Source organism: Acinetobacter sp. WCHAc060025 (assembly GCF_004209355.1).
GTDB classification, from domain to species: domain Bacteria; phylum Pseudomonadota; class Gammaproteobacteria; order Pseudomonadales; family Moraxellaceae; genus Acinetobacter; species Acinetobacter wuhouensis.
Genome location: NZ_SGSX01000017.1, coordinates 1 through 24,840, shown reverse-complemented (window position 1 = coordinate 24,840; position 24,840 = coordinate 1). Strand labels below are relative to the sequence as shown.

At 38.4% G+C, this 24,840-nt stretch carries 18 protein-coding genes; 7 read left to right on the top strand and 11 right to left on the bottom strand.

Annotated elements, in window-relative coordinates:
* Nucleotides 1-52: 52 nt before the first annotated feature.
* The 6 genes from odhB to sdhC form a co-directional block, all read right to left on the bottom strand.
* Nucleotides 53-1,264, bottom strand: a complete 1,212-nt coding sequence (odhB, locus tag EXE09_RS14080) for a 2-oxoglutarate dehydrogenase complex dihydrolipoyllysine-residue succinyltransferase (protein ID WP_087552497.1) — start codon at nt 1,262-1,264, stop codon at nt 53-55.
* On the bottom strand, nt 1,264-4,101 hold the full coding sequence (locus EXE09_RS14075) for a 2-oxoglutarate dehydrogenase E1 component (protein WP_068973553.1): 2,838 nt from the start codon (nt 4,099-4,101) through the stop codon (nt 1,264-1,266). Before EXE09_RS14075 ends, odhB begins: the two co-directional genes overlap by 1 nt.
* Nucleotides 4,102-4,680: 579 nt before the next feature.
* The gene (locus EXE09_RS14070; RefSeq protein ID WP_068973516.1) at nt 4,681-5,391 is read right to left on the bottom strand and encodes a succinate dehydrogenase iron-sulfur subunit; all 711 of its coding nucleotides are present in this window, start codon (nt 5,389-5,391) and stop codon (nt 4,681-4,683) included.
* A gap of 14 nt (nt 5,392-5,405) precedes the next feature.
* A complete protein-coding gene (locus EXE09_RS14065; RefSeq protein WP_068973515.1) occupies nt 5,406-7,304 on the bottom strand; it encodes an FAD-binding protein in 1,899 nt (632 codons plus the stop codon).
* A gap of 12 nt (nt 7,305-7,316) precedes the next feature.
* Nucleotides 7,317-7,682: a succinate dehydrogenase, hydrophobic membrane anchor protein gene (gene sdhD / locus EXE09_RS14060; protein ID WP_068973514.1), complete on the bottom strand. Its 366-nt coding sequence runs from the start codon at nt 7,680-7,682 to the stop codon at nt 7,317-7,319.
* Nucleotides 7,682-8,080 (bottom strand): succinate dehydrogenase, cytochrome b556 subunit, encoded by a 399-nt coding sequence (gene sdhC, locus EXE09_RS14055; protein ID WP_122071964.1) that lies wholly within the window; start codon nt 8,078-8,080, stop codon nt 7,682-7,684. Before sdhC ends, sdhD begins: the two co-directional genes overlap by 1 nt.
* Before the next feature lie 1,058 nt (nt 8,081-9,138).
* Here sdhC and gltA point away from each other — a divergent pair.
* From gltA to EXE09_RS14040, 3 genes are all read left to right on the top strand, one after another.
* Nucleotides 9,139-10,413, top strand: a complete 1,275-nt coding sequence (gene gltA / locus EXE09_RS14050; protein WP_068973513.1) for a citrate synthase — start codon at nt 9,139-9,141, stop codon at nt 10,411-10,413.
* Between the two features lie 192 nt (nt 10,414-10,605).
* Nucleotides 10,606-12,186 (top strand): peptide MFS transporter, encoded by a 1,581-nt coding sequence (locus EXE09_RS14045; RefSeq protein ID WP_130117692.1) that lies wholly within the window; start codon nt 10,606-10,608, stop codon nt 12,184-12,186.
* The gene (locus EXE09_RS14040) at nt 12,164-13,966 is read left to right on the top strand and encodes an aminopeptidase P family protein (RefSeq protein ID WP_130117691.1); all 1,803 of its coding nucleotides are present in this window, start codon (nt 12,164-12,166) and stop codon (nt 13,964-13,966) included. Before EXE09_RS14045 ends, EXE09_RS14040 begins: the two co-directional genes overlap by 23 nt.
* 68 nt (nt 13,967-14,034) lie before the next feature.
* Here EXE09_RS14040 and EXE09_RS14035 read toward each other — a convergent pair whose 3' ends face one another.
* From EXE09_RS14035 to EXE09_RS14015, 5 genes are all read right to left on the bottom strand, one after another.
* Entirely contained in the window at nt 14,035-14,484 is a 450-nt protein-coding gene (locus tag EXE09_RS14035) for a hypothetical protein (RefSeq protein WP_130117690.1), read from the bottom strand.
* A gap of 145 nt (nt 14,485-14,629) precedes the next feature.
* Nucleotides 14,630-16,381 carry an NAD(P)-binding domain-containing protein gene (locus tag EXE09_RS14030; protein ID WP_130117689.1) on the bottom strand — a complete coding sequence of 584 codons (1,752 nt, stop codon included), beginning with the start codon at nt 16,379-16,381 and terminating at the stop codon, nt 14,630-14,632.
* Between the two features lie 17 nt (nt 16,382-16,398).
* On the bottom strand, nt 16,399-17,244 hold the full coding sequence (locus EXE09_RS14025; RefSeq protein ID WP_087552502.1) for an SDR family NAD(P)-dependent oxidoreductase: 846 nt from the start codon (nt 17,242-17,244) through the stop codon (nt 16,399-16,401).
* A gap of 33 nt (nt 17,245-17,277) precedes the next feature.
* On the bottom strand, nt 17,278-18,234 hold the full coding sequence (locus tag EXE09_RS14020; RefSeq protein ID WP_068973508.1) for a metal-dependent hydrolase: 957 nt from the start codon (nt 18,232-18,234) through the stop codon (nt 17,278-17,280).
* 400 nt (nt 18,235-18,634) lie between these two features.
* Nucleotides 18,635-19,591: a metal-dependent hydrolase gene (locus EXE09_RS14015; RefSeq protein ID WP_130117688.1), complete on the bottom strand. Its 957-nt coding sequence runs from the start codon at nt 19,589-19,591 to the stop codon at nt 18,635-18,637.
* 329 nt (nt 19,592-19,920) lie between these two features.
* Between EXE09_RS14015 and EXE09_RS14010 the strand changes: the two genes are divergently transcribed.
* The 4 genes from EXE09_RS14010 (at nt 19,921) to EXE09_RS13995 (ending at nt 24,443) form a co-directional block, all read left to right on the top strand.
* Nucleotides 19,921-20,712, top strand: coding sequence for an alpha/beta fold hydrolase (locus EXE09_RS14010; protein ID WP_130117687.1), 792 nt, complete (start codon nt 19,921-19,923; stop codon nt 20,710-20,712).
* Between the two features lie 169 nt (nt 20,713-20,881).
* Nucleotides 20,882-21,385, top strand: coding sequence for a hypothetical protein (locus EXE09_RS14005; RefSeq protein ID WP_087552504.1), 504 nt, complete (start codon nt 20,882-20,884; stop codon nt 21,383-21,385).
* A gap of 383 nt (nt 21,386-21,768) precedes the next feature.
* Nucleotides 21,769-23,394 (top strand): NAD+ synthase, encoded by a 1,626-nt coding sequence (locus EXE09_RS14000; RefSeq protein ID WP_130117686.1) that lies wholly within the window; start codon nt 21,769-21,771, stop codon nt 23,392-23,394.
* A gap of 5 nt (nt 23,395-23,399) precedes the next feature.
* The gene (locus tag EXE09_RS13995; RefSeq protein WP_087552506.1) at nt 23,400-24,443 is read left to right on the top strand and encodes a hypothetical protein; all 1,044 of its coding nucleotides are present in this window, start codon (nt 23,400-23,402) and stop codon (nt 24,441-24,443) included.
* Nucleotides 24,444-24,840 lie beyond the last annotated feature (397 nt).

Below are 24,840 nucleotides of genomic sequence, written 5' to 3'. Positions count from 1 at the left end.
CCAAAAACGAGCTTAGAGGATCACCCTAAGCTCGTATTGTTATTCTTAAGAATTAAAGATCAAGGATTAAACGTGCTGGCTCTTCAAGCAATTCTTTAATTGCTACAAGGAAACCTACAGCTTCTTTACCATCAATTAAACGGTGATCATAAGAAAGAGCCAAATACATCATTGGCAAAATTTCTACTTGACCATTTACAGCCATTGGACGCTCTTGGATTTTATGCATACCCAAAATTGCAGTCTGTGGTGTATTTAAAATAGGTGTAGAAAGTAATGAACCGAAAGTACCACCATTAGTAATAGTGAACGTACCGCCAGTCATATCTTCAATACCAAGTTTACCGTCACGCGCTTTACCAGCATATGCACGGATACCATTTTCAACTTCAGCATAGTTCATGCGGTCTGTATCACGGAGTACAGGAACAACCAAGCCACGCTCAGAAGAAACAGCTACACCGATGTCATAGTAACCGTGATAAACAATATCATCACCGTCAATTGACGCGTTTACAGCTGGGTAGCGTTTAAGCGCTTCAGTAGCCGCTTTAACAAAGAAAGACATAAAGCCTAAACGAGCACCATGACGCTTTTCGAACGCATCTTTGTATTGCGCACGCATTTCCATGATTGGCTTCATGTTGACTTCGTTGAACGTTGTTAACATTGCAGTGCTTTGAGTCGCAGCAAGTAAACGTTCAGCAACACGTTTACGAAGACGAGTCATAGGAACACGTTTTTCGATACGTTCACCTACAGCAACACTCAATGGAGTTGCAGAAGCAGCTGGTTTAGCTTGATGATTTGCAACATCTTCTTTAGTGATACGACCACCGCGACCAGTACCATCTACATCAGATGCAGCAATACCAGTTTCAGTTAACGCTTTACGAACTGCAGGCGCTTGATCAGCAACTTGAGCGCGTTCAACTACAGGCGCATTACCTGCTTGAGTTTGTGAAGCAGCTTGTTCAACTTTCTCTTCTGATTGAACTGCTTCAGTTTGAGCAGCGCCAGAAACAGCACCTTCTTCAAACGTTGCAATCACTTCAGCAGAAAGAACTGTATCGCCTTCATTTTTAACGATAGATGCAATTGTACCGTCAGCAGGAGCAACAACTTCTAAAACAACTTTATCCGTTTCAATATCACAAATCACTTCATCACGTGATACTGCTTCACCTGGTTGTTTGTGCCAAGTTGCAACTGTTCCGTCAGCAACTGACTCTGGGAACACCGGTGCTTTAATTTCGGTTGCCATTATTTAGATTCTCCTGATTGTTCAGCGACGATCGCTAAAGCGTCATTTACGAGCTGAGCTTGTTGTTTTGCATGCAAATAAGGTGAGCCACATGCAGGTGCAGCTGAAGCTTCACGTCCTGCGTAGCTGATTTGAACTTGTTGACCTGACTTCATCACGCCTTCATATAAACGTGGAGCGATGAATAACCAAGCGCCTTGGTTCTTCGGTTCTTCTTGACACCAAACGAGTTCTTTCACGTTTGGATATGCTGCAAGAACTTCTGCAAGACGTTGTTCTGGGTATGGATACAATTGTTCAACACGCACGATTGCGATGTTCAAGTTCTCTTCACGACGTTTTTCAAGTAAGTCGTAATAAACTTTACCACCACAAAGCACAACACGTGTTACATCTTGTTTGTTGATGTTATCCACTTCATCAATCACAGTCTGGAATGTACCAGTAGCAAGCTCATCTAAAGTAGACGTTGCAAGCTTGTGACGAAGTAATGATTTAGGTGACATTACGATCAATGGTTTACGTAAAGGACGAATCGCTTGACGACGTAAAACATGATAGATCTGTGCAGGTGTAGTCGGTGTGATCACTTGCATGTTTTCTTCAGCACAAAGCTGTAGATAACGTTCTAAACGTGCAGATGAATGCTCTGGACCTTGACCTTCAAAACCGTGTGGAAGCAACATTGTCAAACCACAAACACGCTCCCATTTGGTTTCACCAGAAGCGATGAATTGGTCAATCACCATTTGCGCACAGTTGGCGAAGTCACCGAACTGAGCTTCCCAAACGATCAAGCTTTTCGGTAATGTAGTTGAATAACCATATTCAAATGCAAGTACAGCCAATTCTGACAATAATGAGTCATAAATTGCAGTACGTGGTTGGTTTTCTTTGATGTGACAAAGTGGAATATAAACCGAACCATCAACTTGGTTATGAAGTTTCGCATGACGGTGTGAGAATGTACCACGACCTACGTCTTCACCAGTTAAACGAACAAGGAAACCATCATCAAGCAAAGATGCATACGCTAAAGTTTCAGCAGCACCCCAGTTCAATGGCATTTCGCCTGTTTGCATTTTCAAACGGTCATCAATCACTTTAGAAACTTGACGTTGCATCACAAAGCCTTCAGGCAATTGACGCATTTTTTGACCGAGCTCTTTTAAGCGTTCGATTGGGAAACGTGTATCCCATTCGTCTGTATAGTCATGACCTAAGTATGGAGACCAATCGACAAACATTTTTTTGTTTGGTTCAAGTACCAGTGCATTTGCAACATGGTTACCTGCTTCAAGATCTTCACGATATTTTTCAACCAAAGCATCTGCCGCTGCGCGATCTAATACTTTTTCTTGAACCAGTTGATCTGCATAAAGCGTACGAGTTGTCGCTTTTTTGCTAATCACTTGATACATCATTGGTTGAGTTGCTGCTGGTTCGTCTGCTTCGTTATGACCACGACGACGGTAACAGAACATATCAATCACAACATCTTTACGGAATGTGTGACGGAAATCATGAGCCAATTGAGAAACAAATAATACAGCTTCTGGATCATCACCATTCACATGGAAGATCGGTGCTTGGATCATTTTCGCAATGTCAGTACAGTATTCTGTAGAACGCGCATCACGTGGATCAGAAGTTGTAAAGCCCACTTGGTTGTTGACCACAATGTGAACCGTACCGCCTACTGTGTAACCACGAGTTTGTGACATTTGGAACGTTTCTTGGTTTACACCTTGACCTGCAAATGCAGCATCACCGTGAACAATGATTGGCAATACATCATCACCACCGATATCTTTACGACGTACTTGACGTGCACGTACAGAACCTTCAACTACAGGTCCAACGATTTCCAAGTGTGATGGGTTAAACGCCAATGCCAAGTGAACTTCACCACCTGGAGTCATTACGTTTGAAGAGAAACCTTGGTGATATTTAACGTCACCAGAACCTTTTTTGTTGAGTGCTTTACCTTCAAACTCACCAAACAAGTCAGCTGGGTTTTTACCCATGATGTTGACAAGTAAGTTCAAACGACCACGGTGTGGCATCCCGATCACAACTTCTTTACAACCTACAGAACCTGCACGTTGAATCAGTTCGTTGACCATAGGAATGAAAGATTCACCACCTTCAACACCGAAACGTTTAGCACCTACATATTTATTACCGAGGAATTTTTCAAGACCTTCAGCTGCTGTTAAACGCTCAAGTACATGTTTCTTTTGATCAGCAGAGAAATTGAATTGACCACGCGCACCTTCAAGGCGTTGTTGAATCCAACGTTTTTCTTTGGTATCAACAATGTGCATGTATTCAACACCGATAGAAGCACAATATGTCGCTTCCATGGCATTTACCAATTCACCCAAAGTCGCTTCAGTTTTACCAATTGCTAAATTACCAGCATTGAAAACTGTATCTAAATCAGACTTTGTTAAACCGTGTGCAGCAAGATCCAAATCTGGCACATCTTCGCGTTTTGCCAAACCAAGTGGATCTAATTTTGCTTTTTGATGCCCACGGTTACGATACGCCGCGATTAATTGCAATACACCAATTTGACGACGTTCATGCTCAGTACTTACTTCACTTTGCACAACAGGCTGAACACGGTTCGAATTGCGACCTAATAATAAGAATTGCTCACGAATATTTCCGTGTGGTTGATCACCTTTAGGGAATTTATCGAAATATTGCTGCCAGTCCTCACCTACTGAGGTTGGAGAAGAAAGGTACTGTTCGTAAAGCTCTTCAATATACGCTGCACTATCAGCGGAAAGTTCAGTGTCAAGACGCAGTGCGTCAGCAACTTCTTGCATTTGTGGACCCATTTCCTATTGCAAAAACATTAGAGGGTGCTTTTTAAGCACTCCCATGATTGATAATGCCAAATCGGTAAATTGACATTCACCCATCAGGCGCTAATGACCAAGGGGCGTTAACAACATTGGCTAATAACCAATGCAGACAATGAATCATAACGCCTTCATTGGCATCATCACTCATCTATATACTCAACCGCAGCTGAGCAATTTTTTGCAAATCGACTTAGAAAAAACAAAGCGTAAATTTGCTTTTTCTAAAGCGGTTCTAAGCTTAGTTTATAAAAATATTTATAAACCGTTATGAATCACACTTATGTAGATAAAATGTACTAAAAAAGCAGTCCGTTTTTCACATATAGTGGTTTGTTAAATCCTAACATGAACTGTCGGTCCAATTGATTTTTTTGACACATACCATCCATAAATTAGCTAAATACATACAAAGAATAATCTATTATCATCAGCCCATTTATATAAAATAATGATGGCGAAGATCGTATTTTTCAATGCTTTTCAAAAATCAATAAAAAAGAGCGCACATCTAAAGATGCGCGCCCTCCTTTTCACGTCGTATTAACCAGCTTGGTCGAGCAACATGCTACGGATATGACCGATTGCTTTTGTTGGGTTCAAACCTTTAGGACATACAGACACACAGTTCATAATCCCTTTACAACGGAACAATGAGAACGGGTCGTCAAGGCGTGATAAACGATCTTGAGTTGCTGTGTCGCGAGAATCGATGATAAAACGATATGCATTCAACAATGCAGATGGGCCTAAGAATTTATCAGGGTTCCACCAGAATGATGGGCATGAAGTTGAACAACATGCACAAAGAATACATTCATATAAACCATCAAGATGTTCACGATCTTCTGGAGATTGTAAACGCTCTTTCGGTGGCGCAGGTTGATTATTGATTAGGAATGGTTGAATTTTGTCATACTGATCGTAGAACTGATTCATATCCACAACTAAATCTTTAACCACTGGTAAACCAGGCAATGGACGAATCACGATTTTTTCTGGTAAATCGTTCAAGTTCCAAAGACAAGCCAAACCATTTTTACCGTTGATGTTCACACCATCCGAACCACAAATACCTTCACGGCAAGAGCGACGGAAAGTCAAAGACTCATCTTCTACTTTTAATGCAAGAAGAGCATCAAGCAACATACGGTGCTTATCAGTCAATTCAAGTTTAAAAGTTTGCATGTACGGTGCTTTATCCTTATCAGGATCATAGCGGTAGATTTCGAATGTACGGGTACCTCTACTCATCTTATTTCTCCCAATTAGAATGTACGTGGTTTAGGTGGAATTGGATCAACTTTCAATGGATTATAGCGCACTGGCTTATATTCCAAGTGATTGTCTGTAGAGAACCACAATGTGTGTTTCATCCATTCATCATCACGACGACCATATGGGTAATCTGCATGATCAGGTGGTAACTCGTAATCTACAACCGTATGCGCACCACGACATTCTTTACGTGCAGCAGCAGAAATCAAGGTTGCTTTCGCTACTTCGTATAAGTTTTCAACTTCCAAAGCTTCAATACGTGCTGTGTTGAATACTTTAGATTTGTCTTTCAAGTGAATGTTACGTACACGAGGTTCGATTGCAAGAATCTGTTTAACACCTTCGTCAAGTAATGCTTGAGTACGGAATACACCCGCGTGATCTTGAACGATGTCACGGATTGCATCAGCAACTTCTTGTGCATTTTCACCTGAAGTTGAATCATCAAGGTGTTTGATACGATTTACGGTATTTACAAGCACAGTTGTAGGTAATGGTGTGTACTCATCACCGTGATGTTTAGTCACGTAATCAATGATGTGTTCACCTGCAGCTTTACCAAATACAACCAAGTCAAGAAGTGAGTTCGTACCTAAACGGTTTGCACCATGTACAGATACGCAAGAACATTCACCAATTGCATAGAAACCTTTTACAGGTTTAGTGAAGTTACGTTCACCACCATTGTGTGAATACACACCAGTTTCTTTGTTGTAGTTCGCAACAAGTTCTTGAGTTTCAGCACTTTCAGGAAGAACAACTTGACCATGAATGTTCGTTGGAATACCACCCATTTGATAATGGATTGTTGGTACTACTGGAATCGCTTCTTTAGTGATGTCAACGTTCGCGAATTTTTTACCAATCTCAAATACAGATGGTAAACGCTTCATGATTGTGTCCGCACCTAAGTGAGTCATATCAAGAAGGATATAATCACCTTTAGGACCACAACCACGACCTTCTTTGATCTCTTGGTCCATAGAACGTGATACGAAGTCACGTGGAGCCAAATCTTTCAAAGTTGGTGCATAACGTTCCATGAACGGTTCGCCGTCTTTGTTACGAAGGATTGCACCTTCACCACGACAACCTTCAGTCAACAATACGCCTGCGCCCGCTACACCTGTAGGGTGGAACTGCCAGAATTCCATATCTTGTAATGGAATACCTGCACGAGCCGCCATACCAAGACCGTCACCAGTGTTGATATATGCGTTCGTAGATGCACGGTAAACACGACCCGCACCACCAGTAGCAAACAATGTTGCTTTACCTTGGAATACTGCAATTTTGCCCGTTTCTTGGTCAATCGCAGTTACACCAAGCACATCACCTTCTTCATTACGGATTAAATCTAATGCAATCCATTCAACGAAGAATTGAGTACCCATTTTCACGTTGCTTTGATAAAGCGTGTGAAGAAGTGCGTGACCTGTACGGTCAGCAGCAGCACAAGCACGTGGAACTGGTTTTTCACCATAGTTCGCAGCATGACCACCGAAAGGACGTTGGTAAATTGTACCGTCAGCGTTACGGTCAAATGGCATACCAAGGTGTTCAAGTTCATAAACAACTTGAGGCGCTTCACGAGTCATAAACTCGATTGCGTCTTGGTCACCTAACCAGTCTGAACCTTTAACAGTGTCATAGAAGTGATAGTGCCAGTTATCTTCTTGCATATTACCAAGAGATGCACCAATACCACCTTGAGCCGCAACTGTATGAGAACGAGTTGGGAATACTTTGGTTAGCACAGCAACTTTCAAACCTGCTTGAGCAAGCTGATAAGAAGCACGCATACCTGAACCACCACCACCAACGATGACTGCATCGAAAGTTTCGTGTGGAATATTTGTGTAATCTTCTTTAGGGATTATAGCGCCCATGATTGTTTCCTATCAATTCGCCCAAAAAATCTGGATTGCCCAAATCGCGTATGCAAAAACTGCAATAATCACTGCAGAAGTCAATACCAAACGCAAACCTGAAGCCGAAGGACCCATTTGACGTGTAGTCACATAGTCAGTGAATACTTGCCACATACCAATCCAAGCGTGTGCAACTAAAGACAAAACAGCCAATAAAGATAAAATCTTCATCGGAAGTGTCATCATGAAGCCAAACCATTGCTCATAGTTAAATCCACCATTGCAGAGAATCCAACCTAAAACCACAACAGTATAAACAGCAAGCACAACAGCACTCACACGTTGGATATACCAATCACGAGAACCTGAACCCGTTAAACCTGTAGCACTTTTCATTAGAGAACAATCCATACAAATGATGCGATTACAGAAATCGCAGCCAAAATTAATGCAATTGTAGCTACAACGCGACCACTTTGAAGTTCTTCAGCAAAACCAAGGTCTGCAAATAAGTGTTTAATACCCATAATGAAATGGAATAATAAGCCTGCTACAAACACCCATACGATGAAACGTACAACGAAGCCACCAAAGATTGCTTGAACTTGAGCAAAACCTTCAGGTGAAGACAAAGATTTGTCTAAAAGCCACAAAAGTACCGGTACGAGTAAAAATACGATGACACCAGAAAGACGGTGTAGAATTGATGCAATAGCCACAGGGGATTTTAAGTTTACATCTAAAACTTGACCCATGGACAAATTGACAGGTCTGTTGCTTTTCACAGCGGGCATCCTGTAAGTAAAAACTCCATCCGGAGTTTGTTGGAATTAATTCGAAGGAAAGCTAGCATTGTCAGACAAATTCATTTGCCTGAACTTTAAACGACACTGAATTATAAAACGTGAACTGTCAAAATACAAACCATCGAAATTGGCTTTTCCTTTAAAAATCACTCAAATAAGAATCATTTACATCAACTTAAAAGCTAAACTCGATAATTCCAACCACGCAACCTAAGCTATCTATCTATTTTATAAGAAAATTAACTTTAAGCCACTTATACATATTTACAACTTATAATATTTTTTAAATTTAGACTAAAGCACAAGATTACGGACAATAATGTTCCATAAATGATAACTACCTCTTATTTTACTTTGAAATGATTTAAACATTTATAAGATAGTCATTATGTTCTTTCTAAATAAACCTTTATTTATATTTTAAATGGTTGCCATTCAAACCATTGATTTGACTTAAAGCTTTACAATAAGAAAGAACAACTTAGTGTGTGAATAATTCTCGATTTTTATTTAATTTTGATGTCAATTGATTATTTATAAAACATTTAAATACAAATTTATCGCATTATTTGAGTGTTTTTTACACATTAAATATTATTTTTTAATCAATTAAGCACAAAAATGAAAATAAATATTTCATCAATTTATTTGCATATTTTTCATACAGCAACAACACTCAAAGCTATGTAAGTCATGAAATTTAGATGATTTTAAAACATAAAAAAAACAGGGCTTAATTACAAAAGCAACAAAATATTGGTTAAAAATGCCATTCCCCGCCTCGCAATCATAATTATTTTTATGCAACTTCCTCAGAATTTGCCTTATTATACTGACCGACTCTGAAATTCAATGATCAATATTTATTCATTATCGCATTTTGACTAAAATACTTACGAAAACATTATCTGTTCATCCATAAGTATAATTGACAAAATTTCAGTACTCACTAAGCTTAATAGCAATTTTTGATCCGTCTGACTTGTGCATTACAAGATGACTAAGCAAGTTAGATAAAATATCCACCAGGACAGGAGATCTATTGAATGTCTGCAGCAACTGGCAAGAAAGCCGTTCTAGAGCTTGATGGCAAAAAAATTGAATTACCAATTTACAGCGGCACATTGGGCCCAGATGTAATCGACGTTAAGGATGTGTTGGCTTCAGGTCACTTTACTTTTGATCCTGGTTTTATGGCTACTGCTTCTTGCGAGTCTAAAATCACTTTCATCGATGGTGACAAAGGCGTTCTTTTACACCGTGGTTATCCAATTGCACAACTTGCAACTCAAGCTTCTTACTTAGAAACTTGCTATTTATTGTTAAGCGGTGAGCTTCCAACTGCTGAACAAAAAACAGACTTCGAAAACAAAGTCCGCAATCACACTATGGTTCACGACCAAGTTAGCCGTTTCTTCAATGGTTTCCGTCGTGATGCTCACCCTATGGCTGTTATGTGTGGTGTAGTTGGTGCGTTATCTGCGTTCTATCACAATGGTTTTGACGTTGAAAATGTTGATCACCGTGAAATCACTGCAGTTCGTTTAGTTGCTAAGATTCCTACTTTAGCTGCTTGGACTTACAAATATACAATCGGTCAACCGTTCGTATATCCACGTAACGATTTAAGCTATGCTGAAAACTTCTTGTACATGATGTTTGCTACTCCAGCAGATCGTGACTACAAAGTTAACCCTATTCTTGCGAAAGCAATGGATCGTATCTTTACGCTTCATGCTGACCATGAGCAAAACGCGTCTACGTCTACAGTACGTTTAGCTGGTTCTACTGGTGCTAACCCATACGCATGTATCGCTGCGGGTATTGCTGCACTTTGGGGACCTGCTCACGGTGGCGCGAACGAAGCTGTTCTTAAGATGCTTGATGAAATCGGCTCTGTAGAAAACGTTGCTCCGTTCATGGAAAAAGTAAAAACTAAAGAAGTTAAACTTATGGGCTTCGGTCACCGAGTTTATAAAAACTTCGATCCACGTGCGAAAGTAATGAAAGAGACTTGTGACGAAGTGTTAAGCGCACTTGGTATCAACGACCCTCAATTAGAACTTGCGATGGAACTTGAGCGTATTGCGTTAAGCGACCCGTACTTCATCGAACGTAAACTTTACCCGAACGTAGACTTCTACTCAGGTATCATCCTTAAAGCGATTGGTATCCCAACAGAAATGTTTACTGTAATCTTCGCGCTTGCACGTACTGTTGGTTGGATCAGCCACTGGTTAGAAATGCACAGCGGACCTTACAAAATCGGTCGTCCTCGTCAGCTTTATACTGGCGAAACTCAACGCGATATCCAACGTTAATTCGTTACGCGTTCAGAACGAACAAGAAACCACCCTTTGGGGTGGTTTTTTTATGCCCTATTGTGAGTAGTAATAGTTTAATTTCATGAATTATAAGAATTACAAATAAACACCAATAGAAACACTTTGAATTAAAATATTTTTATATATTGCATAACTTATATTTATTAATCATTTTCAAAGGAATTGAAGATGTCACAAGATTTAAAACAATATGATCAAGCCTTTATAGGACACCCCAAACCACTGAAAGGCTTATTTTTCACAGAATTATGGGAGCGTTTCTCCTATTATGGTATTCGCCCACTACTTATTCTCTACATGGCAGCAATGATTGCAGATGGTGGGCTTGGACTAGACCGCCCTTCAGCATCTGCAATCGTAGGTTTATTTGCTGGTTCGATGTATCTCATGACCGTTTTAGGTGGCTGGGTCGCTGACCGATGGCTGGGGCAAGAAAAAGCTGTTTGGTACGGCTCTCTGATTATTGCTTGTGGACATATCTCTATTGCTTTGACTGCACTGTTTAGCCATTTCTTTTTTTACTTTGGCTTAGTTTTGATTGTGATCGGTTCTGGTCTATTCAAAACCTGTATTTCAGTCATTGTGGGTACATTGTATAAAGCACAAGACACTCGACGCGATGCAGGCTTTTCAATCTTTTATATGGGAATTAACCTAGGTTCTGTCCTTGCCCCTTTAGTTACTGGGCTTTTGGTTAAAGATTATGGTTGGCATTGGGGTTTTGGAATTGGTGGAATAGGCATGCTCATTTCATTGATTATTTTCCGCGCCATGACTGTGCCTCAACTAAAAAAGTTCAATGCTTTACAAGGTGCAGAGACAACATGGGACAAAGCAGTACATTATGATAAAAATGCACCAAAAGTCGTAGCTCTATTCCTTGTCTTGGTCGCTGTGGTTGTTACTTTAACCTCCATAGGTTATTTACAAATCAATCCTGTTGTCATCGTAAAATATTTAACCGTTTCAATCTGTATTGCGATCATTGCATATTTTGCTTACCTACTTCTGTTTGCAAATCTAAATACGACTGAAAAAAAGAAAATTATTATTTGTTTTGTACTTCTCATGACTGCGGCACTGTTTTGGTCTGCTTTTGAACAAAAACCAACCTCATTCAACCTATTTGCTCAGGATTTTACCAATCGACAATTTTTAGGATTTGAAATTCCTGCGGTTTGGTTCCAGTCTGTCAATCCAATTCTTATTGTAATTTTTGCACCCATCGCTGCGTGGTTATGGATGAAATTAGGCAAATCCAATCGCGACCCGAGTTATATCAGCAAATTTATTATTGCCTTGGTATTGGCAGCTTGCGGCTTTGGGTTAATGGTTCTTGCAAGCCATTCTGTGATCCAAAATCAAGGAAATACGGTTTCACCACTGTGGTTAATCGGTGCAATGTTATTTTTAACCTTAGGTGAGCTATGCTTAAGCCCTGTTGGCCTCTCCGCAATGACTAAACTTGCACCAAATGTTCTACGTGGACAAATTATGGGTTTATGGTTTACTGCATCTGCACTGGGTAATTTAATGGCAGGGTTAATTGGTGGGCATGTTTCTGCTGATGAAATTAATCAATTACCAACCTTATTCATGCGCTGTGTGATTGCATTACTTATTGGTGCTGTGATTTTATGGTTATTAAGGACGCCTATTCGTAAACTTCTTGATCAAACTGCGTCAACTAAACCTACACCTATACAAATTCTCAAGTGGAAACCTAATGAACACTCAAACGCCAAATGAAAAACTTAGCTTATTGAGAAGCCATATGCAGCAGCATCAAATTGATGCTTTCATTGCCATGAGTGCAGATCCGCACATATCTGAGTATTTACCCGAATATTGGCAAGTTCGACTTTGGCTCACGGGATTTACGGGTTCAGTCGGAACTGTGGTGGTGACTCAAGACTTCGCCGGACTTTGGGTCGATGGGCGTTATTGGGTACAAGCTGAACAACAACTAAACAATACGGGCTATATCTTGCAGAAACAAAGCCATGATCCAGCTTCAACGCACCTTGCTTGGTTGGCACAGCATTTAACCAAAGATGCAAAAATTTCTGTGAATGGACAAAATATTTCTGTACAGCAATATAATGCTTTAGAGGATATTGCGAAACAACAGCAATTTAAACTCGAAACCCATTTAGATCTGATCAGTGAAATTTGGCACGATCGCCCTGCCTTACCTCTACAAACAGTGTGGCAAATGGCAGATGGTTTAAATGCATTCACACGTGTAGAAAAAATTTCTGCAATTCGTGATGCTTTATCAACAAAAAATGCATCTGCTCATTTTGTTTCTTCGGTAGATGATATTGCATGGATCACTAACTGTCGTGGTCGCGATGTCGAATACAATCCTGTGTTTTTAGCACATTTATATATTGATCACTCTCGTACTGTGCTTTTTATTGATGATGCAAAACTTTCTCCTGAATTACAGGCAAACTTAGAAGCGGATCATATTGAAATTATTGCTTATGCGCAGAGTGCTGAGTTTCTAAAACAAATTCAAAATCAAGTTGTACTCATTGATCCTGCAAAAGTTTCAATATTACATGCTCAAGCAATTACCCTACATAATCAAGTGATTCAAGACATCAACCCAAGCACTTTATTTAAATCATGCAAACATCCATCTGAAATTGCACATATCAGAAATGCCATGATCAAAGATGGTGTTGCACTGTGTCATTTCTTTCATTGGTTAGATACTGCGCTTAAGAATGGTGAAAGCATCAATGAACTGAGCATTGATGAAAAAGCCACAGCTTTTCGTAAACAACAACAAGGTTTTATTGATTTAAGTTTCTCAACAATTGCGGGTTTTAATGCCAATGGCGCACTTCCGCATTACCGTGCAACTCCAGATCATTTTAGTCAAATTGTAGGTGATGGCTTATTACTAATTGATTCAGGTGCACAATATGCAGATGGCACCACAGACATCACACGCGTTGTTCCTATCGGTACACCAAGTAATGAACAAAAACGTGACTATACCTTGGTTTTAAAATGTCATATTGCCTTAGCACAAACTGTTTTCCCTGAAGGAATTGCATCACCTTTATTAGATAGCATTACCCGCCAAACTTTATGGAAATATGGTTTAGATTATCGTCATGGTACTGGTCACGGTGTAGGCTTTGCGCTGAATGTGCATGAAGGTCCACAAGTGATTTCATACTATGCACCACCAACAGCAAATACCAAGATGCGTGCAGGCATGATCACATCAAATGAACCAGGCTTATACCATGAAGGGAAATATGGCATTCGTATTGAAAATTTAGTGGTCAATCAACCTAAAGTTTTTGCAGAAAAAACCTATGGTGAGTTTTTAGAGTTTGAAACTTTAACGCTTTGTCCAATCAATACCCAATGTATTGTTTTGGATTTGATGACGACTGATGAAAAAGCATGGTTGAATCAATACCACCAGACTGTACGTGAACGTTTATCACCACATTTACAAGGTGAAGTTTTAAATTGGTTAGTTGAAAATACACAGGCTATTTAAAACTTCGTGATTAGGTCAAGTTGAGCTTAAATCAGATCGATTTAAGCTCTTTTATCAAGTTTTAGGCATTAATCAGGTTGCCAATTCATCATCGGTTTTAATTTGAACTGCTGATTTTGTGATGACTTTCCATGTTCTGATTGATCAATAACTAAGTTTTTTTGATCACGAAGATCAATCCAAAACGTTAAAAGCACCTTTGCTTCTGTAGAATCTTGAATCGTCAATTTATACAGATACGGAAGTTTGGTCACATAGTACCTAGTATTAAATCGTTTAACCTTGCCATTCAATTGATAGCTTCCGCGTACCTTTCCAGCATTAAACTCTTCAAATGTAACCGTAATTTCTTTGTTTTTATCTAGCCCTATCCAATATTTTGGGTAGCGATCAAAACGTGTATCTTGATTATTTTTTTGAGAAAATAGCGCGTCTAAATTTGCTTTAGACTCCGCATAAGTTGCAGTATTCACATTGGCGATTAGCAGAATACCTAAGGCTATTATTCTTATTTTCATATTTTTGATCATTTTATAAACTGACATCTATTTTATAACAGTTCTAGACCTAAAAATAAGTCGCAACACTTAAAATGACAAAAGCCCTAAATCTATTAGGGCTTTGCTGATTAAATTACAGCTGAATGATGAAGTAGAATAACCATCAATTCACAGTCGTTTTCTTTGTCTCAACTGAATAATGATCGGTATTCCAAACTTTTAACTGGTTACGCAGTTCTTGTAAAGACCACGGCCAAGCAGCAAAGTTACGACCATTCTCATCCAAATAATAAGACTTACAACCACCCGCATTAAATACCGTTGTTTTTAAATGCTTTTGTAAACGCTTATTGTGTGCTTCAACCACATCACCTTTAATTTCAAAACGAGTGAACTTCTGATTACGCATTTTCACTAAGGCATCTACAATATAACCCACTTGCGCTTCAGCAATACCAATAAATGAATCGTAAACCAAGATATTTGGACCTAGTACCAAGAATGCATTTGGTACATTCTCAATACTTGCACCCAAGTACGCTTCAGGTGAACTATTCTTCCAACGATCTGCTAAAACCTGACCATTGGCATCATAAACACGTTTACCAATTGGTGGATGTGATACTTCAAAACCAGTCCCCCAAATGATCACATCAACTTCGTGACGTTCACCATTGGCCGCGACAACAGTATTGCCATCTATCTCCACCAAACCATGTGGCACTAAACTGACATTGTCTTGTTGAAGTGCTGGATAATAGTTGTTGGCGAACAAAAGACGCTTACAACCAATATCAAAGTTTGGCGTAACATCTTTACGTAATTGATCATCTTGAATTTGTAATTTAAGCAATTGCTTACTGAGAAAATTAATCGGTTTTAATACTTTTGGATTACGCAAACCAAAATTAATACCATTTAAAATTTGCGCAATACTGTTACGCCATGTTTGTTGAATCACTGGGAATTTAGAAATAATACCTTTTGCTGTATCACTCAATTCCATATCTGCTTTTGGCAATACCCACGGCGCAGTACGTTGGAATACCACGACTGATTTTGCCAATGGTTGAACTTGTGGAATAAACTGAATCGCTGAAGCGCCAGTTCCGATCACAGCAACACGCTTACCCGTTAAATCATAGTCATGATTCCAACGTGCGGAATGGAACATTTCACCTTTGAAACTTTCAATCCCTTTTAATTTTGGCATCGATGGTTCAGTGATTGGACCTGTGGTAAATACAACCGTTTTGGCTTGGTATTTGCCTTTTGATGTTTCTAAATTCCAAATATGTTGCGACTCATCCCACTTAGCACTGGTCAATTCATTATTAAAGTCAATCTTACCGCCTAAGTTATACTTCTCAACCACTTCTTCTAAGTAGGTTAAAATCTCAGGTTGTTTGGCAAATAAGTGACTCCACTTATGACTCGGTGAAAATGAAAATGAATACAATGCCGATGGCACATCACATCCACAACCAGGGTAATTATTGTCACGCCAAGTTCCACCGACACGACTTGCTTTTTCAAGGACGATATAATCGTGATAACCCGCTTGATTCATTTTATAGGCAGCAGCGATTCCTGAAATCCCTGCACCGATCACAATCGTATCGTACACATGTACAGATTCAGGCTTTTTAGTACTTGAAACCGGCTTTTTACTTTCTTGTGTTTGATCCACTTTTTCAGTTTTAACTGCTTTCGTTGTAGTGGCTTTAGAAATCGCAACCTTAGTTGGCGCTTTTATTTCGACTTTTGCTTCAACTTTTGGCTCAGTCTTTACTTCAGCTTTCTTCGCTTCTGCAGGCTGAATCACCTGTTTAATTTCTTCAACAGTAGTTTGTTTATTGGTCTTTTTTTCGCTTTTATCTTCAGGAAGCGTATCTACAGTCTGTTCAGTTGTCATCTTGATTCACTCTACAATTATTTTACATATTTATTAAATAATGGATAACCGATACCCAACATTTTTGCGTATAAGGCAGGTGAAGCGCGCTTCATTAACCAGAACAATTTCGCATCAGGTTGAGGTACGGTATAAAGTTTGCCAGCATCCAAATTATTCAATGTTTTAATCACGACTTTTTCACTGGTTGTGAAAGCATGGTTCATTAATAAGTCATCAGCCAATCCTGCATACTGTTTTGGCAAGCGACCATTTTTCATGATATTGGTTGGAACAAGTGTTGGGCAAAGTACATTGACACTGATTTTATCTTTGCGTAACTCTGCTGAAAGTGTTTCAGATAAAGCCAAGACGCTAGACTTCGTGACGTTGTATGCAGTCATTTCAGGCGCTGCCGTAAAGCCTGCTGCCGATGCAACATTAATGATTGCACCATAACCTTGTTGTTTAAACTTCGGTACAAAATAATGGCAACCATAAATCACTCCCCAAAGATTGATGTTGACACACCATTGCCAATCTTCGAGTGATACTTCGTCAAACTTACCACCGAGCCCTACGCCCGCATTATTAATCACTAAAGTCACTGAATGGTTCATTAACTTTTCAGCTTGCTCTGACAACGCTTTGACTTGTGTTTTATCTGTCACATCACATTGCACTGCAAATGCTTTGCCTGTGGTTTGAGATTGAATTAAATTCACTGTTTCTTCAGCTGCTGCAAGATTAATATCCGCACAAACGATCGTACCACCACGCTTTGCCAGTTCCATCGCAAAGCTACGACCGATCCCACTGCCAGCGCCCGTGACCACAGCATAAGCATGTTGACTCGGTTTTAATTTTTTAGAAAAAATTCCCATGTATTTCAATCCATTTATTATTGTAAGGACGTTTTAAGAACGTAGTGCTGGAATAAATTCTTTGGTCAAATATGGCGTCAGAACACCATTTTCAGGATTCAACAAAGTTTCTTTGTAATATGCCAAAAACTCACTGGTATCGTGGTCATTTGGATGAAAGTCTGGACGCAAATAATCAAATATATGCTTTAAAGAACTACCATAAACACCATCTTTTAAACCGAAAATCAAACGGAAACTATGTGGAATCTCTTTCCAATAACTCCAACGAATCAGGTTTTTAGGATCACGATAGAACGGCACAATCGTCGATGCAGCCGAGATCAACACAAGAATCGTGATCAATGCAGGGAAAAATCCTGCAATACGCAATGCATAATTATTTGATAAAGTTTGGAAAACGTCGAAAGCAATATCTTTATGCTCAGACTCTTCTAACATATGCCACATCCAAATCGCACGTTGTTTTTCATCTGTAGAACGGAAGAAGACCGACTCATGATTCATCATGTATTCAGCCAGAACCGCAGTAAAATGCTCAATACCTGCCATTAAGGATAATTTCATTGGTTGTGGTAAACGGTTAAAACCATACTCAAAAACATAACCTGCTAAAAAGCGAAATAATTTCACTGGCAAATCACGTTCCATATACGCATCATTTAATTCTTCGTGCATTTTAGAATGAATTGCTTCTTGCCCAATCAAAGAGGTCACACGCTGCTTTAACAATGGATCTTTAATAAAATCACGATGATAACGTGCCGTATCAATCACCAAGTCTTCGCCGAGTGTCAGAAAAATAGATAAAGATGCAAAATATGCACTGGCTAATTCCGCATCCATATAAAATCTGTGATCCAATTTTTCAGGTTCAAAATCAAACTTCATATGACGAATAGGAATAATTGGTGTTTGATTTTCCAGACTAAAAGGTGCCGCTGAAAAAACTTTTGAAAATGCTTTTTTGATTGGTTTAGCTAAGATCATTGCAAATACCCTTTATTCATGAAAATGGAAATCCAATTTCTGTTGAAGCTAAAAGATTTATTTTTTAGAGTAAAAACTCCAGATTATGCATGAAAATTACGCCATGCTTTATCAATTACCATTGGCACATTTCTTCTTTTGATTAGCAAATTATGACAACATCACTGCTTTGTTAGACAAAATATTTGAGAATGGTTTTAACTGATAGAAAATGTCCTATAAAGACAATATTTGATTTTCATTTTCACAACAAAATTGGCTGAAATGACATTTTAATTTTGCCCCTAAAAGCACATAGAAACGTATCTCACAGCATTTTTTATTGGACAAATTTAATGTTTTAAAAGTGGCTCAATCGCAAAGTCAATTCAGCCACTTTCTAGGCATCGATCTATGCACATTACACACGTAAAGCAGGGGTAAATTCTTTAACAAAGAATGGGGTTAGAGTCCCTGTCACAGGATCAAGTAATTCTTTTTTGTAATGTTCTAAAAGCGCATTGGTATCATGATCATTTGGATGAAAATCTGTGCGTAAATAATCAAAAATATGACCTAAGCTACTGCCAAATACGCCCTCTTTTAAACCAAATAATAAGTCCCAACTGCCTTTGGCTTCTTTCCAAAAATCAAGACTTAAGGCATTCTTTGGACGACGTAAAAATGGGAGGAATAAAGCACCAGCGCCTACCCCAAGTCCCAAAGTTACTAAAGCAATAAAGAAACCTGCGATACGTAGCGGATAATCACCTGAAAGCACTTGATAAGTATCATAAGCAATATCTTTATGCTCAGATTCTTCCAACATATGCCACATCCACAGCGCACGTGTCTTTTCATCTAAAGAATGATTAAAAATGTCTTCATGGTTCATCGCATACTGTGCAAATACCGCAGTGAAATGCTCAATTCCTGCCATCATTGAAAGTTTTAAGGGCTGTGGAAACTTCAAGAAAGTATGATTAAACACTTGTTCTGCAAGGAAGCGGTAAAATTGCACAGGGAAATTACGAGGGATCATCGCATCGTTATATTCTTCATGAATTTTTGAATGAATTGCTTCTTGCCCAATCAAACTGGTTAAACGCTGTTTGAGTATAGGATCTTTGATGAAATCACGGTGATAACGTGCCGTCTCGATCACCAACTCTTCACCATAAGTTAAGAAAATAGACAGTGCAGCAAAATAAGCTGTACCCCATTCTTTTTGCATAAAGAACTTCGCATCGATGTCTTTCGATTCAAATTTGAAGTTGAAATGACGAATCGGAATATTGGCTAAACGACCTGTAAGATCAGGCATTGCTTGTGGAAATATTTTGGTAAATACTTTTTTGACTGGCTTTGCTAATAACATAGAGAGTACGCTCTGGATTCATTCATGGATCATGAGTTTGATTGCTTAAGCGGAACAATTTCACAAATTCAGCAAAAACCATGTTTTATGCACAAAAATAAAGGATTCCTTTTAAAATACCGTTAGCAATTTAGGTCAATTGATTAGCAATACATGACTATTCGTTAAAATTGTCTGACAAATCGCTCTTCGTTATTCTTCTATTGAATATTTCTAAATAAATCATGACCCATGAGGACAGTGGATTTGCACTGACATTACTTGAATAGTTGTTTAAAAAATCGTTATGGTAAGTACATTGAACTATAACAATACCTGTTGGAATGGATATGCAAACTGCTGAATCATGGATCGATCTCACCGCTCATTTACAACTCTATGTAAAATCATGGACACCTGAGCAGCTTCAGCATCAAATACCGATTATTTTATTACATGACTCACTCGGTTCTGTAGCACTATGGCGTGATTTTCCTGAGCAACTTGCACAAATGACTGGGCGAAAAGTGATTGCTTATGATCGACTTGGCTTTGGTCAATCTTCTGCAAATCCTGAAACATTAAAAGTCGATTTTGTTTCGACTGAAGCAACAACTCATTTTGCAAAAGTACTCGAACATTTCAATATTCAAGATTTTATTGTGATGGGACATAGTGTTGGCGGAGGTATGGCAAGCTGTTGTGCGGCACATTACCAAAACCGTTGTAAAGCCTTAATGACCATGTCTGCACAAGCAATTGTGGAAGAGCTTACTCTTTCTGGAATCCGCGAAGCCAAAGCAATGTTTCAGCAAGCAGGACAACTGGATCGCTTAAAGAAATATCACGGAGAAAAAGCCCAATGGGTATTAGATGCATGGACTGAAACATGGTTATCACCTGAATTTAAAGACTGGTCTTTAGACTCATTCCTCCATCAGGTGCATAGCCCTTTATTGGTTATTCATGGTGAGTTGGATGAATACGGCTCTTTAGCACAGCCTCAACGATTTATTGATCATACACAAGGCAAAAGTCAGCAAGAAATTATTTTGGGAGCGCATCATATGCCACATAAAGAGCAACCTGAATTGGTTTTAAGCTTAATCCAAGGTTTTCTTAATTCCCTTAATATTGCTTAAATTCTTGGTTAATCAGCAGATCGTTTGATGCATCTAAATCGTGAATAGTGCCATTATTTCATCATGACTTTGTGAAAATATAAATGATATTGCGAATAAAAAGCTAAAAATACATATAGTATGTTGATCAATGTTAATATTGATCACATATACTCATTAGAAATTTTCAATGATGCCGATATTCACCAGACTTTTAGCCAAATTGCTTCGACTCGATCAATTTAAATATCGAAGTCTTACTGAGGGTGAAATTCTGATCAGCAAAACCGTTTTTGGTGATCTAATTGATTATCAAAAGGTTAAAGTTATGAATCATCCCTATTTGCCTTGGCAACCTGTCGGCATTCTGATGGCACCCAATGGCTATATTCATTTAAAAGATGCTGATTATTGTGAAGATTTTTCATGCCTGAGTCTGGGCTATCAAGCAGTCTTTATCCATGAGATGGCGCATGTTTATCAGCATCAACGTCATGAAAATGTATTGCTCAAAGGTGCAATTTTACAATCCGCTATGTATCTTACTTTTGGCAAGTACAATCCCTACCGTTATACCTTTATCAAAGGCAAAGCTTATTTTGATTATAATATTGAACAACAAGGCGATATTGCCAAAGACATTTATTTAAATCGAATCGAAAACATCATTTTGAATAAAAACTCATCAAACTAGCTTATTCAACTATGAAAAATACTTATAAAGTGACTAAACTCACAGAAATATCCTAAAGTTTTTCTATTATGATACAAATACAAAAAATATTGAAAAATCACTGGTTTCTATTAAAAAAATCGACTAAATTCAAGTGTATTTTGACGCAATACTGAATAAACCGAATGAATCACTAGCTTCTAACGTTTTTTTAGTTAAAATACGCATTGTCTAAAATTTTTGCCTTGCAAGAACATAGAGATTTTTGATCATTATTTGATGATTTTATAGATTCGCCATTTGGCAATATGACGTTGTAACTATATATGCTTTGTTGAATAACTATATTTTAAAAATCAACAGAATATATATAAATTAACCTATTGGAATAGGATTTGATTTAAATGAAAAGTTTTAAAATTGCTCTCTCGCAATTCTCTCCATTCATTGGTGATATTGAGTCAAATGTTCAAAAGATGATTGAACAAGCCAATGAAGCAAAAAAACAGAATGCTGAAATTATTGTTTTTCCAGAACTATCTACTATTGGTTACCCTGCCGAAGATTTATTATTACGTCCAAGCTTAACAAAACGTACAGCCCAAGCTTTTGAAAAATTAGCCGAAGTTAAAGATATTGTTCTTGTTTTCGGTTTTGCCAATCATACTGAAGATGGTCAACGCTATAATGCAGCGGCTGTAATGAAAGACGGGCAAGTTTTGGGTATTTATAATAAACAAAACTTACCAAACTACAGCGTATTTGATGAAAAGCGTTATTTTAATGAAGGTCATCAACACCTTGTATTTGAATACCTTGGTCATAAATTTGGTGTCTTGATTTGTGAAGATATTTGGTCACTCAATACCGTTCAGCAAGTTGCTCAATTGAATGTTGAGACTATTCTTGTATTGAATGCTTCACCGTATGAAGTAGGCAAACCTCAACATCGCGTAACGACACTTAAAGAGTTGGCAAAACAAATGAATATCAACTTGGTTTACGTGAACCAAGTTGGTGGTCAAGATGATTTGATCTTTGATGGTACAAGCTTTGTTATTAACAATTCTGGCGATGTAGCATCTCAAGCATCAAGTTTTAAAGAAGAGCTACTGATTGCCAATTATCAAGTTGAAAATAAAGCTTATGAAGTTGTAGAAGCTGCTCCTGCATTAGATACGATGGCTGAAATTTACCAAAGCTTGGTTCTTGGAACGCGTGACTATGTTCAACGTTCAGGTTTCCCTGGCGTGATTTTAGGTCTTTCAGGTGGTATTGACTCTGCTTTGACACTGGCGATTGCTGTAGATGCAATTGGTGCGGATAAAGTTCAAGCTGTAATGATGCCTTATACCTATACATCGCAAATCAGTGTTGAAGATGCTACTGAACAAGCAAAACGTATGGGTGTAACTTTCGGTATCGCTGAAATTCATCCTATCGTGAACAGTTTCATGCAAACCCTGTTCCCATTCTTCGGTAACTCACCTGCGGATGCGACTGAGGAAAATCTTCAAGCACGTGCACGTGGTACTTTACTTATGGGCTTGTCGAATAAGTTTGGTAACCTTGTTCTTTCAACTGGGAATAAATCTGAACTTGCTGTCGGCTATTGCACACTCTACGGTGACATGGTCGGTGGTTATGCTGTGCTGAAAGACGTGTACAAAACCATCGTATTTGAACTAGCAAAATACCGTAACAGCATTGCAGACGCACCAGTGATTCCAGAACGTGTGATTACGCGCCCACCATCAGCAGAACTTCGTCCAGATCAAAAAGACCAAGACTCGTTACCTGCTTATGACGTACTTGATGCAATTCTTTATGCTTATATTGAAGAAGATCAAAGCCAAGATAACATCATTGCCAAAGGTTTTGAAAAAGACGTTGTTGAAAAAATCATTCGTCTGGTTGATCGTAATGAATATAAACGTCGTCAAGGTGCAATTGGTCCACGCATCAGCTCACGTGCATTCAGCCGTGAACGTCGTTACCCAATTGTGAACGGCTGGAAAGCAGGTGTATAAGCCTCGTGAATGTGAATAATTCACTTCCACCTTCGAGCTTTGCTCAGGAATTTGCTCAAGCCTTGTTGCTTGAGCAAGTTCGCTTTATTAAACAACAACTTTTAGATCAAAATAATCCTCAATACATTCGCAATTTTATTTCTCAAAGTTACCAAAATGCCGACAAAATCCTTTTAAAAGATGTCATCCAACTCGAACAACTACAATCTGTTGTTCAAAAATATGCATTTGAATTAAATCTAGGCGCGGATATTCTTGAGTTTATTGGCGTTGCGGCTCAAAAAATTCACCGTGAAGCGATTCATAGCCATACGATTTTCAATGATCTTTTGTCTGATGAAGCATTTGAATTATGGCTATTTAAAATTTTAGAATTAGAACAACTCAAAGATTATATTCAGGAAAATTTACAACATAATCCTCAAATCCAACAAGTCAGCTTACAACTTGCCAATCAAATTTTGGAAAGCAATACACCTTGGCTCAATCAATTACGTCAATACACGGTTAAACAGAATAAACTCAGCTCAAAAGTCATCAGCTTTATCCAAGACCAGCAACAAAATATAGAGTTAAAGCTAGAACACCAACTGGCTCATGCGATTCGTAAACAACTGAGTCAGATTATTCTTTTACCCAATGAAGATTTGGCAGATATTGCGACACATATTTGGTCGGAGATTAAACAACGCACATTAAAAGAGACTTTCTCACAAGTACAATCCATTGATTTTGAAGAGTTCTTTATTCTTGTTTATGAATCTTGGAAAGAGCTTCGCCAAACTGAATTCATGCAACAAGTCATTTTAAATATTGTTGAAGCCTTTTACGAATATTTTAGTGCATACAGCTTACAAGAATTACTTCACTCTGTTGGTTTAGATGAAAATGATTTATTCGCAGAAGCAGATCGTTTTGTGCCACATTGCCTAGGCGCTTTAGATCAACATCAGTTACTTGATGACATTATCAAATCGCTGATTGCACCTTTCTATTTAGATACACAGACCCAGCGCTTTATTGAAAATTATTTGGCTGAAAAAGCTTAATTTTATTTTTGCGTTACTTCATTCTATATTTTCAATAAAATAACTAAGTGTGATTTTCTAATTTATTCTGCACTAACGTGTGGTGGGACTATGCGGGATGTTGTGGGATGAGATGACCGAACCATAAGCCTTTGAGAGATTTTTAGAACCGCAAAGCTAGATCAGGGTTTTACGGCTTATTTTGCACTAAAAATGAGATTTCTAAGATAAAGTCAATTTTTTATATTTTATTTTGCACTAAATAAACAATAACATTAAAAGCCAGAAGCTTGCGTAGTATTGGCTTTGATACTACTTTATAGCATTAACGGCGCACTTTAACTGTTAAAGAATTAGGAATTTCGAATAAATTTTTAAAATGAAGTTCTTAATTCTAAACATTTGATTTTTATTAATA